This window comes from Corynebacterium sp. HMSC059E07, assembly GCF_001814395.1.
In the GTDB taxonomy this organism is placed as follows: domain Bacteria; phylum Actinomycetota; class Actinomycetes; order Mycobacteriales; family Mycobacteriaceae; genus Corynebacterium; species Corynebacterium hesseae.
Genome location: NZ_KV816275.1, coordinates 1 through 12,618, shown reverse-complemented (window position 1 = coordinate 12,618; position 12,618 = coordinate 1). Strand labels below are relative to the sequence as shown.

9 protein-coding genes and 2 pseudogenes are annotated in these 12,618 nt (G+C 59.4%); 5 read left to right on the top strand and 6 right to left on the bottom strand.

Annotation, left to right across the window (positions count from 1 at the left end):
• Positions 1-164: 164 nt before the first annotated feature.
• Both HMPREF2967_RS01395 and HMPREF2967_RS01390 read right to left on the bottom strand, forming a co-directional pair.
• A pseudogene (locus tag HMPREF2967_RS01395) lies at positions 165-945 on the bottom strand (putative hydro-lyase).
• Positions 936-2,099, bottom strand: a complete 1,164-nt coding sequence (locus HMPREF2967_RS01390; protein ID WP_185963349.1) for an NRAMP family divalent metal transporter — start codon at positions 2,097-2,099, stop codon at positions 936-938. The pseudogene HMPREF2967_RS01395 and the gene HMPREF2967_RS01390 overlap by 10 nt, the downstream one beginning before the upstream one ends.
• A 324-nt stretch (positions 2,100-2,423) precedes the next feature.
• Here HMPREF2967_RS01390 and HMPREF2967_RS01385 point away from each other — a divergent pair, with 324 nt between their 5' ends.
• The 5 genes and pseudogenes from HMPREF2967_RS01385 to HMPREF2967_RS13515 all read left to right on the top strand — a co-directional run.
• Entirely contained in the window at positions 2,424-3,584 is a 1,161-nt protein-coding gene (locus HMPREF2967_RS01385; protein WP_070684659.1) for an acetyl-CoA C-acyltransferase, read from the top strand.
• Positions 3,585-5,771: a 3-hydroxyacyl-CoA dehydrogenase/enoyl-CoA hydratase family protein gene (locus HMPREF2967_RS13500; RefSeq protein WP_070684657.1), complete on the top strand. Its 2,187-nt coding sequence runs from the start codon at positions 3,585-3,587 to the stop codon at positions 5,769-5,771.
• 891 nt (positions 5,772-6,662) lie between these two features.
• Positions 6,663-6,962: an IS3 family transposase gene (locus tag HMPREF2967_RS13520; RefSeq protein WP_311523059.1), complete on the top strand. Its 300-nt coding sequence runs from the start codon at positions 6,663-6,665 to the stop codon at positions 6,960-6,962.
• Positions 6,959-7,198, top strand: coding sequence for a DDE-type integrase/transposase/recombinase (locus HMPREF2967_RS12970; RefSeq protein ID WP_166684816.1), 240 nt, complete (start codon positions 6,959-6,961; stop codon positions 7,196-7,198). Before HMPREF2967_RS13520 ends, HMPREF2967_RS12970 begins: the two co-directional genes overlap by 4 nt.
• 90 nt (positions 7,199-7,288) lie before the next feature.
• Positions 7,289-7,507 (top strand): annotated as a pseudogene (locus tag HMPREF2967_RS13515) (integrase core domain-containing protein); the annotation flags it as partial.
• A 28-nt stretch (positions 7,508-7,535) separates the two neighbouring features.
• Here the strand turns inward: HMPREF2967_RS13515 and HMPREF2967_RS01365 are convergent.
• From HMPREF2967_RS01365 to HMPREF2967_RS01350, 4 genes are all read right to left on the bottom strand, one after another.
• Positions 7,536-8,351: an ABC transporter ATP-binding protein gene (locus HMPREF2967_RS01365; protein ID WP_049156256.1), complete on the bottom strand. Its 816-nt coding sequence runs from the start codon at positions 8,349-8,351 to the stop codon at positions 7,536-7,538.
• Positions 8,351-9,475 carry a FecCD family ABC transporter permease gene (locus HMPREF2967_RS01360; protein WP_080975109.1) on the bottom strand — a complete coding sequence of 375 codons (1,125 nt, stop codon included), beginning with the start codon at positions 9,473-9,475 and terminating at the stop codon, positions 8,351-8,353. Before HMPREF2967_RS01360 ends, HMPREF2967_RS01365 begins: the two co-directional genes overlap by 1 nt.
• Positions 9,472-10,629, bottom strand: a complete 1,158-nt coding sequence (locus tag HMPREF2967_RS01355) for an ABC transporter substrate-binding protein (protein ID WP_049156259.1) — start codon at positions 10,627-10,629, stop codon at positions 9,472-9,474. Before HMPREF2967_RS01355 ends, HMPREF2967_RS01360 begins: the two co-directional genes overlap by 4 nt.
• A 152-nt stretch (positions 10,630-10,781) precedes the next feature.
• On the bottom strand, positions 10,782-12,143 hold the full coding sequence (locus tag HMPREF2967_RS01350; RefSeq protein WP_231732355.1) for an MATE family efflux transporter: 1,362 nt from the start codon (positions 12,141-12,143) through the stop codon (positions 10,782-10,784).
• Positions 12,144-12,618: the final 475 nt, after the last annotated feature.

The window sequence follows — 12,618 nt, the reverse complement described above, 5'->3', positions numbered from 1 at the left end:
ATTTTTTCATGCTACCTGTGCCCAACACTCTTGCTCGGGGAATTTAGACGCACAAGATTTTGGCTCCGCCCATGAAACGCTCTCCCTGCATCGCGCTCAGTGCGAGCATCCCTCCACATGTGCCTATATCGGTCTTGTCTCCAGGTGATGTCTCCGCCCCTGTGTTAAGGAATAAGATAGTCGCGGTCCGGGATGTCGGTGACCAGCATCTTGCCCGGGGCATGCGTAATGGCCAGGCTGGGCCGCGAGTTCATCACGATGGCCTGCGGGGTCACGCCGCACGCCCAGAAGACCGAGATGGTGCCCTCAGGGATGTCGACGGCTTCGCCGAAATCGGGCTGCGACAAGTCCTCGATGCCGATGGCAGTAGGGTCGCCCACGTGAACCGGGGCACCATGGACGCCCGGGTAGCGGGAGGTGATGCGGACGGCATCGGCAACCTGGCTCGCGGGGATGGGGCGCATGGAGACAACCATCGGCCCAGAGAAGACTCCAGCCGGCGCGCAGGGAATCGAGGTGCGATACATCGGCACGTTGCGGCCCTGATCAATGTGGGCGATGGAAATGCCGTTCTCCACGAGCGCATTCTCAAAGGTGAAGGAACAACCGATGAGGAAGGAGACGATGTCGGCGGAGTAGAAGGGGGGAAGCGTCGTCAAGCGTCTGCGTAAGCTGGCCATCCTCATAGATGTTGTAGGCCGGGATGTCCGTGCGAATATCCCCGCCCGGGATGAGCTCAGAGGTGAACTGCCCGGCCTCCAGCACACCGACGATGGGGCACGGCTTGGGGTTGCGCTGTGCAAAGAGGAGGAAGTCGAAGGCGTACTCGCGCGGCAGCGCGATGAGGTTAGCCTGCATGAAGCCGCGGGCGTGGCCGGCGGTGGTGGTCATGTCGTGCGCGCGGGCGAAGGCGCGCACATCTGCGGGAGTCTGCATTATGCCCATAGTTCAACGATTCCCGAGATGGATTTAACGCCAATGAAGATTTCCAGCGCGAGCGCCAAGACGCCGGCGATGAGCAGCCACATCGGCTGCTTGACGCCGTGGGTGAGGTCATGGCGCTTGAACGCGACCCACATCACCATGGCGAAGGCGATGGGCAGGATGATGCCGTTGAAAGCACCCGCGAAGATGAGAAGTTTTTGCGGTGCGGAATTAAGAATGCCGAAGAGAATGGCGCAGACCACAATGAAGCCGACGGTGAGGAAGTTGCGGGTCCGCGGGCTGACCTTCTGGGTGGTCACGAAGGTAATGGAGGTGTAGGACGCGCCGATGACGGAGGACAGGCCGGCCGCGAAAAGGACGACACCGAAGGCGCGAAGGCCAAACTCGCCGGCGGCCTGGCGGAAGGCGTCGGCGGCCGTGTTGTCCTCGGAGAGCGCAACACCCGTGGCGACGACGCCCAGGACCGCGAGGAAGAGCAGCACGCGCATGATGCCGGTGACGATGATGCCGAGCACGGAGGTCTTCGTAATCGCGCCGACGTTCTCCGGGCCGGACAGGCCCGAGTCGATGAGGCGATGTGCGCCGGCAAAGGTAATGTAGCCGCCCACCGTGCCACCGATGAGGGTGGTGATGACGAAGAAGTCAATGCTTTCCGGCATGACGGTATTCTTCAGGGCCTCACCCACCGGCGGCTGGGAGACAATCGCCACGTAAAGCATGAGCAGAATCATGATGGCGCCCAGCGCGGCGACGATGCGGTCAAGCGCGACGCCCGCCCGCTTGGACAGGAAGATGAAGATGGCGATGGCCGAGGCGATGAGGCCACCGATGCGTGCATCGATGCCGATCATGGCGTTTAGGCCCAAGCCGGAGCCGGCGATATTGCCGATGTTGAAGACAACGCCGCCGATGAAAACTAGGACAGCGAGGAACCAACCCAGGCCCGGCAGCACAGTGTTACCCAGCTCGTTGGCGCGCATGCCGGAGACAGCGAGGATGCGCCAGACGTTGAGCTGGATGGCGATGTCCACAATGATCGACAGCGCAATAGCGAAGGCGAAGGCCGCGCCCATCTGCACGGTGAAGACGGAGGTTTGGGTCAAGAAGCCCGGGCCGATGGCAGAGGTGGCCATAAGGAACATGGCGCCGGCCATGGCGCCGATGCCCTTGGGGGCTTGCGCTTCTTTCGGCGCGTCCTGTGTAGTTCCCTGGGCTGCTTCCTGGGAAGCTGCGGAGGAATTGGTTGATTCCAAGCTCATTGTTGGGCACCTTTCGTGACGAAGGTCGCATTTAACGATGGTGAAAGCATAAGGGTTGTTGAACAATCTGTAAACAACGCGGGGGTGGCGCACGTTACACCCACGCCATAACTACAGCCCCTCACACACCTTCCAGTGAAGCTCCGTTGCACGCGGCGAAAAAGTGACCTAGGATACCTAGTTAACTAATGATGATTCGTTAAACCTACGGAGGAGCTCATGCCCCAAGACATCTACATCGCGGGCGCCGCGCGCCTGCCCGTCGGAAAATTTGGTGGTAGCCTGGCCCGACTTTCCCTCACCGAGCTCGGTTCGCTTGCCGCCGAAGTGGCTATTGATCGTTCGGGGCTAACTGGTGCAGACCTCGATACCGCCGTAGCCTCCAACGTCATGCCCGTCGTGCCGAAGGACCTCTACCTCTCACGCGCCATTGCCAAGAACGTCGGCATGCCGGACTCCTCCACTGCGATGGGCGTCAACCGCCTGTGCGGCTCCGGAGTCCAGGCCGTCATCAGTGCGGCCCAACTTCTGCAGTCTGGCGACGGCGCCCTGGCGCTGGCCGTCGGCGCGGAATCCATGAGCAACGCGCCCTACTCCGTCGAAGGCGCACGCTTTGGCAAGCGCATGGGTGACGGCAAACTCTATGACTGGCTCACCGGCGCGCTCTCCTGTCCCTTCGGCACCGGCCATATGGGCGTAACCGCGGAGAACGTCGCTGCAGATAACACCATCACCCGCGAGCGCCAGGACGAGTTCGCCGCCGAGTCCCAGGCGCGCGCCGCCCAGGCCCGCGCGGAGGGCGTCCACGCGGAAGAAATCGTCCCCGTCGGCGAGCTGGACTTTGATGAAGCGGTGCGAGAGACGGACGTCGAGAAGCTGGCGAAACTCAAGCCCGTCTTTGTTAAGGACGGAACCGTCACCGCCGGCAACGCCTCCGGCATCAACGATGGTGCGGCAGCCGCCGTGCTCGCCACCGCGGAGGAAGTAACCAAGCGCGGCTTGGACCCGCTGGCGAAGATTGTGTCCTGGTCCATCGCGGGCGTGGACCCGACGCGTATGGGCATCGGCCCTATCGCTGCCGTCCCGAAGGCGCTGGAGAAGGCCGGGCTGAAACTGGAGGACATCGACCTCATCGAATCCAACGAGGCCTTCGCTGCCCAGGCCATCGCCGTGCAGGACCAGCTGGGCTTCGACCCGGCGAAGACGAATATCTACGGCGGTGCCGTCGCACACGGCCACCCGGTCGGTGCCACGGGCGTCATCCTGCTGACCAAACTGGCGTATGCACTACGCCGCGAAAGCAAGCGCTATGGCCTGGTCACCATGTGCATCGGCGGCGGTCAGGGAATCGCCATGATTATTGAGAACGGAGCGAAGTAAATGAGCATCACCAAAGTAGCCGTCATCGGCGCAGGTTCCATGGGTTCCGGCATCGCCGCCCTCTGCGCGTCCGCTGGGATGGACGTTGTCCTGCTGGACCAGAACGCGGAAGGCGCGCAGCGCGGCGTCGACATCCAGCTCAAGCGCAAAGGCTTCCACCTGCCAGAGTTCGCCGAGCGCGTGCGCGCCAGCGATGACTACGCGCTGTTGGAGGACCGCGAGTGGGTCATCGAGGCCATCTTCGAGGACCTCGGCGCCAAGCACTCGCTCTACGAGGCCATCGAGCCTTATTTGTCTGCGGATGCTCTGTTGAGCTCGAACACCTCGACCCTGCCGCTGGCCTCCCTCCTGGAGGGCGTGCCGGAGGCCCGCCGCGAGAAGTTCGCTATCACGCACTTCTTCAACCCGCCGAAGGTCATGCGGCTGGTGGAGCTCATCGCCTCCGGCTCCACGGAGGCGGCGCTGCGCACGACCATCGAGCAAACCCTGGGCAAGATTGCTCTCGAGTGCCGCGACACCCCGGGTTTCATTGCCAACCGCGTGGGCTGCTACTGGATGGCCGCCGGTGTGGCACGCGCCCGCGAGTTCGACGTGAGCTACGAGCTTGCCGACGCCTCCTTCGGCCGTGCCTTCGGCATTCCGCGCACCGGTATTTTCGGGCTGCTCGATTACATCGGCCTCCAGCTGGTCAAGCCGATTTGGAAGTCTTTGGAGACGGCCCTGCCGGCGGGCGATCCGCTTCTTGACGTCCCCCTCGGCGATGACTCCTTTATCGAAGGTCTCGTTTCTCGAGGGCTCACCGGCCGCACCGGTGACGGCGGCTTTTACCGCGGCCGTGACGAGGTCATCAACGCCTCCTACGAATACGTACCCCGCACTCAGCCCACCGATCCTGTCGTGGGACTCAAAGATCCGCGCGAGGTCATGGAGACCGATTCGCCGGGCGGCCGTTTTGCCCGCGCCGTCTTCCTCGGCACGCTGGCGTACTGCTGCGAGGTCGCACCTGACATTGCGGACCACGTGGGCCTCATCGACGAGGGCCTTACTCTTGGTTTCGGCTGGAAGAAGGGCATCTTCGCGCTTGCCGACGCCATCGGCATCGACTGGGTCGCCTCCGCCTACGGCTCCAACGTCCCGGCCTTGGTCTCCGCCGCGGCTTCGGCGGGCGGTTTTTACGGCAAGGGCTCGGTGCTCTCTTCTCAGGGAGAACGTCAGGAACTCGCGCCGCGCGAGGGTGTTGTCACCCTGGCTTCTCTGGATGCGGAGACCATCGTGTCTCAGGAGGCGGGCGCTGTCCACGCGGTCTCCACCCCGGCTGGCCGCATCGGCATCATCGACCTACACACCCCGATGAACTCCCTGCCAACGCCCGCCCTCGAAGTCATCCGTGCCGCTCTGGGCGCCGTGACCTCGGAGAACCTCGTCGCGCTGGTTATTGGTAATGACAAGCCGGTTTTCTGCGCGGGCGCAGACCTCGCTTCCATCGCTTCCGCTGGTGAGTCCGGCGATGCCTCGCTCGTCGAATCCCTCCTTTCGGACGGCTCGACCACCCTACGCGCCCTTAAGTTCGCCCCGGTTCCGGTCGTGGCCGCTGTGCGTGGCGTCGCTCTGGGCGGCGGCTTCGAAACCGCTCTGGCCTGCGACCGCATCGTGGCCCACGCCGATACCCGCCTTGGCTTCCCGGAGCGCACCGTGGGCCTCTACCCCGGCTGGACCGGCACCATCTCCTCGCTGGAGCGCCTCAAGGCGGCCGGTGTCGAAGACTATCACCAGAAGGCCTTCGATTTCATCGCGTCCGCCCGCAACTTCTCGTCTGCTTTCGAGGCACAGAAGGCTGGCTTTTTGTCCTCGGATGATGTCGTGCTCATGTCCTACGACCACGTCCTCGCCCGCGCTATGGAGGAGGCCGCCACCCTGGCCGGCTCCTACACCCCGCCGGCCGATGAGGAGATTGAGATGTACTCCGGCTCCCCCGCCCTCGACCGCGATTGGCCTATCGAGGGCACCACCGAGAATGACCACGTCATCGTGGCCAAGCTCGCCGAGATGTACACCGGCTCCGGCTCGCTGAGCTTCACCGAGTTCTGCGACCGCGAGGTGGAGTACGACGTACCGCTGGTCCTCCTGCCCGCCAACGTGGAGCGCGCCAAGCACATGGCCGCGACCCGCAAGCCGCTCAACAACTAGCCTGCGCCACCCTCATCGCAAATGGTCCCCTTACTCTGGTCCCCTTTACTCAGCAAAGGGACCATTTGTATGGGGTTTTGGTGTGGAGATGGTCCCTTATCAGCACTAAGAAACCAAAGTAGAAGGACCATCTAAACTCGGCGGTGCTTGATGAGGCTCGCTTTCCACCCCACCACTATGCGCTACGGTGCGACCTCACAGCCTTGAGCGCTGCCCGCACCTCACTGACCACTCGTGGTCTTTCATAAAGCAATTCGCTCGGGGAATACGGCAAGACAACAAAGCCTAGATTCTGGATGTGCTTTTCACGCTGCCGCTCCGCCCGGATGACCTCATCCACCGGTTTGCCGTAGGTGATTCCGTCATATTTCACATGCCCATCAATAACGAGTTGGACGCGATTTTCGTAGATAAGCGCAGTAGCGGGCAAGGCACGTTCGTCCCGATTGACTTTGACGCGGTCGTCAAAGCACGCACAAGACGTGTGAAGCTAACATTGTAAGTATTGTGGGCTCGCTACACCACAACGCTGGCCCAGCCGGGCCAGCGTCACTACAGCTACGACCGGTTCCGCCAACTGGTTGCCTCCCATGTCGACGCGGCCGGGCTGACCGCCCGGATCACCCATGCACCAGGGCATACGATGCAGGTGGATTGGGCAGGTACGAAAATGCGCCTGTACGACCCTTCAAGCACACCGGGGTGAAAGTCACCATTTTCGTTGCTTTGTTGCCGTATTCAGGGATGCTCTTTGCATGTGCGTGTGCTGACCAGCTTTTTCGCCTCACGACCAGGCCCCAAACGTTAAGAAATGATCCGGTTCATCGATAAATACCGGAATCATTTCTCTGTCGAGTTCATCTGCACCGGAGTTGAAGATTAACCGGGCTGGTGGGTTTATCACCTCGCGTGGTTATCGCCAGTCCAAAGCCCGTGGGCTTAAGTGCTCGTCGCCTTCGTGACGCTGTGCTGATTGAACGCATTGGTGCCATTCATCGGGATAATTACGGTGTCTACGGCGTGCGGACAATGTGGCATGCGCTTGACCGTGACGGAATCGACATCGGTCGTGAGCAAACCGCCCGGCTGATGCGCCTAGCTGGTGTTTCTGGCACAGGCACAGGCGGATCACCAATCACAACCCGTACACCTCAACAGGCCGGATCTGCGCCCGGATTTGGTCGAGCGTGAGTTCAAAGCCCAAGGCCTTAAACAAGCTGTGGGTGGCCGACATTACCTACGTGCGTACGAAGAAGGGTTTTGTGTACACCGCGTTTGTCACTGACGTTTACTCCCGGCGGATCGTCGGATGGGCATTATCGGACTCGATGCGCACCGAGGTATTACCGCTGCAAGCACTCAACCAAGCGATTGTGAGCGCGAAGGAAACAACAGGCCTTATTCACCATTCGGATCACGGCTTATAGTACGTCAGCGTTGTCTACAACCAGCGTCTCGCCCAGCACGGGATTGCCGCTTCCACTGGGACCGTCGGTGACTGAAATGACAATGCTCTAGCTGAAAACGTTAACGGCTCTTACAAGAATGAGCTCATCCATACTCGCAGGTGGAATGATGTTGTCGAGGTAGAAATCGCGACGTTCGAGTGGGTGTCATGGTGGAACGAGGTAAGGCTCCACCAAAGCCTGGGATATCGAACCCCAGCCGAGGTGGAAACCGAATTGTGGAAGAAGAACCCGCAACAGGGAATAATAGAAATCAAGGAACATGCCTAGGAACAAAACTCGGGGCACTTCAAGCCCCTTATATGGCTCTGGATGTGGTGATTGCTGCAGAACCGTCATCAGTAAGGGTGACTTTTCCATCTACGCGGTAGACTTCACGCAACATTTTTGCGGTTAACACGTCCTTAGCTGCTCCGTGTGCGTATACAGTGCCCGCGTGGAGTACCGCAATGCGGTGAGCGAAGCGCGCTGCTTGTGAAAGATCGTGCATCGAAACCACGACCGCCGCGGGTGCTTCAGCTGCATAGGCGCGAATATGCTCCATGAGGATGAGCTGATTTCTTAGGTCAAGAGCGCTGGTTGGCTCGTCCAGTAGTAATGCCTGCGGCCGGCATACGATGGCCTGGGCGAAGCTTACTAATTGACGCTGGCCGCCGGAGAGCTGGGACATTGTTCGGGATTCTAGGTCTTCTAGCCCCAGCCGCGTGAGGACCGAGCTGACTCGGTCCTGTGTGGATGTGGCTACCCGTAGTCCGCTGAATCCCGTCCGGGAATGCTGGAGTGCCAGAAGTACCGATTCGAATACGGTAAGGGTGCTTTCCGGCGGGGGATCCTGTGGCAAATATACTGCCTCGGGCCCAGTGACGTCGCCGCTGAATCGGCATAGGTTAGCCATGCAGCGCAGCAAAGTCGACTTACCAGCGCCATTAGGGCCGACGAGGGCGGTGACGGTTCCAGCTTCGATCTTTGGGAGACATACGTCATTCAGTATCTGTTCGTCTCCATGGGAAAAGCACAGGTTATCTACCCGGAGTGTGGGTTCTGGCGGAACCGTGGGCGGTTGTTCCACGAGGGGGTCCTTTCTGGGGCAGGAAGTACTGGGAGAGGCGATCATTAGGTTGAGGAGACAGTTCGGGGGCGGCGTCGCAAAACAATGAGGACGACGAACACGGGAACGCCCACAATCGCGGTGATGATGCCGACAGGCAGAATCGCCCCAGGCTGGATCAGCTTGGATACCACTGAGGCTGAGGTCAGCAAAAGCGCACCTGAGATGATGGACGTGGTGAGGAAGAAGCGTTGGTCCTCACCAACGAGCATCCTGGCGATATGTGGGCCGACGAGTCCGATGAAACCAATTGTCCCGGCCATCGAAACGGCAGTTGCCGCCATAAGGGAGACTCCCACCAGCGTGTACGTGCGCAGCTTTGGGATATTGATACCCATGGACCTAGCGCGGTCGTCGCCCATTCGAAACGCGGTCAGCGTCCACGCATTGCGGTAGAAGTAAGCAATTCCGATTAGTGAGATGACCGCGAGAAGGCCGATCTGAGGCCACGTAGCGCGCGTAAGGCTGCCCAAGGTCCAGAAAACCACCTGCTCTAATTGGGTCTGCGAGGCGAGGTACTGCATTAGCGCTAGTAGAGCATCGAAGAGGAACACGATGGCTATGCCCAGCAGAATCATTCCCTCGGTACCAGAGCTCTTTGACCGAGAGAATAGGACGATCACCGCACAGGCCGCGAGGGCGAAGACCCAAGCACTGCCCGCCATTCCCAGCGCTGCCCCGATTCCCGCCGCGGTGAATCCTGAGACGGTGGCAAAGGCTGCGCCAAAGCTCGCAGCGGCGGAAATGCCCAGCGTATAGGGCTCTGCCAAGGGGTTATCCAAGATGGTTTGCATCTCTGCGCCGGCAGCAGCGAGGGTGCCACCGATGAGCACCGCTGTGACGGTCATAGGCAGACGTATATCAAAGATGATCTGCCAGTCAATTGGGCGGGAATCGCTGGGGTGAAAGAGCACGTAGAGCGCCTCATTTGCGTTCAAACTGCTGCCGATGAGGAAATCTATGGCAATGGTGACGCATAGCAGGGCCGTAAGCCCTGCGATGATCGCTACCTTTCGCCTGCTAGCTGTTCGGTACCAGTTTGACCGGGGGCGTTGCCGTTGCGGGGTAGAGTTTTGGTCGTCCACCTCGCTTCCGGTGGCAATTGATTGCGCTCGTGCTCCGTGGCTCATGGCAAACCAGTCCAGAAGGTGCCGCTAGCCTCCACAGGGAGGAATTTTTCATGTAGTTCTTCCAAATCGGCCTGCGGGTCGACATCGGAAAACAGGTCGGGGTGCATGGCTTTGGCAAACCACTCGATGGCTAGGTAGTTGTATGGGGAGTCGTAGAAGTGATGCCACGCAGCGTAGGCCCGCTTGTTCTTGACCGCCCGCATTTCCTTAAGGACAGGTTGCCCGTCAACAACGCGTTGGAAGTCTTTGGCTGCCTGTTCGGTGGACTCGTCGTAGCCCAGGGGTACAAAGCCATTCTTCTTTGGCTGCTGCTTGGCGCCGGTCCAGTCTGCGCCGGTGGCGATGATGACGTCTGGGTCTTTTTCAGCTAGCGCCTCGGGAGAGACTTGCCCCTGCTTGGCGTCGATCATATCGTCGCCCACGTTTTCGCCACCCGCTGCGTTAACAATTTGGGCTAGGTTGGACTTAGCGAAGGTAGAGCAGCAGTCGAAGTAGCCGGGAGCTCGCCAGAGGAAGGTCGGTGTGGGGGTGGCCTTGGCTTTTTCTAGGCGCTCCTGAACCATGTTCACCTTGGACTCATAGAACTCGGCATACTCTTCCGCTTCCTTCTCGTGGCCGAGTACCTTGCCGAGCAAGCGCACGCTCGGTGCGGTGTTCTTCACCGGGTCGGTAAAGTAATCGACGGTAACCGTGGGGATTCCGGCCTTTTCTAGACCGTCTACGATGCCAGCATCCTGGGCGGCTTCGAAGCTGCTTGCGGAGACAATGAAGACATCTGGACGGGAATTCAAAGCTTGCTCAACGGACATCGAGCCGTCGTAAACTTCACCAGTTTGCTCAATATCTTCGATCTCTGAGAATTTCTGTTCGTACTTCTTGTACGTGCCAGGGTCGTTCTGCTCCAGGTCATCTGGCCAGGCAACGATGCCCTGGAGCGGGTTTTCTTTGTTGAGGATGGATGTCGTGTAAAGCATCCGTTGCCCGCCCATGAGGACCCGATCGACGTTCTTCGGGACCTCGACTTCGCGCCCGAGAATGTCGGTGATCTGTTGCTTTTCTCCGTCATCTGCGGTCTGTTGTTCATCGTTAGTGCTGCAGGCAGCGGTCATAAGGAGGGCAGTGGCGGTGACGGCTGAGGCGACTACGCGGGCCATTCGGTGGTGAGGGGCGCGTGGGGTTTTAAAACCGCGAGCCCTAGTTGTCGTGAGGGACAAGGCAATCCTTTCTTCCAAGTGGATCTATTAGGTTAGCCATACCTTTGTTTATCTACAATGGGTGATGAAACTTTTACCCCCCAACATTCCCGTTAAGTCAGTTCATTCAGTCGGCGGGAATATGTGCGTAGCAGCAGTACCGCCGTGGTTGCGAAACCCATGATGAGTCCTAACCAGACGCCATATCCTTCCCATCCGAGGAGCTTTCCAAATATCAGAATCCCGGGGACGCCAACCAGCCAGTACCCGACGAGGGTGCAGCGTAGCCCTGAGGTGGTGTCTTTCAGGCCTCTCAGTAGGCCCACTGCCACGTTTTGGATTCCTTTGGCGAACTGTTGCAGTACCGCGAGACATAGGAGCAGGACGGCAATGTGAAAGGTGGTGGGATCTGCCTCTTTTAAGAAAGGATGCAGTACCCACCTGCCCAACAGAAGCCACAGCGCGCCCATTATTCCCAGATACGTGACCACGACGAACAATATGCGTCGGGTAATCTCGCGCACTGAGTCGGCACTCTCGGCCCGAGCCCTTGTGATCAGCACCGAGCCGCCGTGAGAAAAGCCGATGCACACTTGGTAAACGATGTACGCCAGTTGGTTCACAATATTGTGCGCCGCTAGCATCTGTGGGCTAAAGGTCCCCATCACTAAACCGGCGATGGTTGTTATTGCAGCCTCCGAGCCATAGGTCAGACTGACTGGTACCCCGAGGCGGACGAGGCGGCAGATAGTCTCCCCATCTCCTTTACACGGAAGGATGTGGAAATAGGGCTGTAGCTCGGGAATGCGCAGTACCACAATCCGGAAGGCCAGGAAGGTAAGCAGTTGGATGACAGTTGTAGAAAGCCCGATGCCCGCTACCTTCCAGTGATCCGAGGCTGCCCATGTCATAAATAACCAGTTCAATGCGATATTTATAAATATCGATATCAGCGTGATGGTTAACAGGGAGCCGGGTTTTCGCATGCCCACGGCGAATTGGCGCAGGACGTTGAGCCACATCATCGGGACTAACCCGGGTGCGAGCGCAAGGGTCATGGCGAAGGTGAGTTGGGCAACGTGCTTGTCGATGGGCAGAACAAGGACCAATCCGCCTAGGGCGATGACCAGTAACGCGCCGAGAATTGCAGTGCCAGTGGCCACCGCGAAGGAGGAGCGCACAGCCCGCCGGATCTGTTCTGCTCCCGCCTCGCAATTTTGACAAGAGGTTTTCTCTTTTTCCATTTTTGCTGCTGCTTCAGCCACAAGATTTGCCCCGGCCGTCACCATGCCCACGCACATCGTGCGGATCTGGTTGTAAAGCTGCATCGCTAGGCCGCCGCCGGCTATCGCCAGTACGCCCACGGACTGCAGCATCAATACGTCCGTGGTGGTCAATGCAACTCCGGCGAGTTGTACTCCAGCGATGGGAAGGGAAATTCCCAGAACTTCGCGATATTTCCGGATGGATTTCAACCTCGCAGCCACCTTCAACTTCGGACTAACATTCGTCTCGGCCCTCGCTTCTCATCTTCTAAACCTCGCCCATTTTGGCGGCTGGTCTCCAATGTGCTGCGGTTTCTAGCGGTAGATACGCAGCACATCCGATTCATTTGCGGCCTCCAGGCCGTTGAAGCGAATGGCGCTGCGATACATCTGCACCAAAGTTGCAATCGGACGCTGCCGTCTGCACCATGGAAATTAGTGGTTCGCCCCTGCGGATTCAGCTGGTGCTGGCCGATGCCCCAGCGGTACCACCGTTGGTTGAGACCGAATCCCGTTCAGGGCTGGTGTTTGCAGCGGCAGAGACTCCCTTCGGAAAGTATAAAGATTATACCTAGTTTAGGTAAGGCTACCATAATTGAAGATTTCCACTTCAAACACTTCAGGTGGAAGGAGTGTGAAGATGGATAGGAGTGAAGTGTCCCAGGTTTTGTTCCGTCTGAGTAGA

What these genes read in the sequence shown, in the direction of transcription:
- HMPREF2967_RS01390 (WP_185963349.1), bottom strand. Translation starts at nt 2,099, where the DNA reads ATGGCCGGCGCCATGTTCCTTATGGCCACCTCTGCCATCGGCCCGGGC.
- HMPREF2967_RS13500 (WP_070684657.1), top strand. Translation starts at nt 3,585, where the DNA reads ATGAGCATCACCAAAGTAGCCGTCATCGGCGCAGGTTCCATGGGTTCC.
- HMPREF2967_RS01355 (WP_049156259.1), bottom strand. Translation starts at nt 10,629, where the DNA reads ATGGCCCGCGTAGTCGCCTCAGCCGTCACCGCCACTGCCCTCCTTATG.
- HMPREF2967_RS01365 (WP_049156256.1), bottom strand. Translation starts at nt 8,351, where the DNA reads ATGATCGCCTCTCCCAGTACTTCCTGCCCCAGAAAGGACCCCCTCGTG.
- HMPREF2967_RS01360 (WP_080975109.1), bottom strand. Translation starts at nt 9,475, where the DNA reads ATGAGCCACGGAGCACGAGCGCAATCAATTGCCACCGGAAGCGAGGTG.
- HMPREF2967_RS01385 (WP_070684659.1), top strand. Translation starts at nt 2,424, where the DNA reads ATGCCCCAAGACATCTACATCGCGGGCGCCGCGCGCCTGCCCGTCGGA.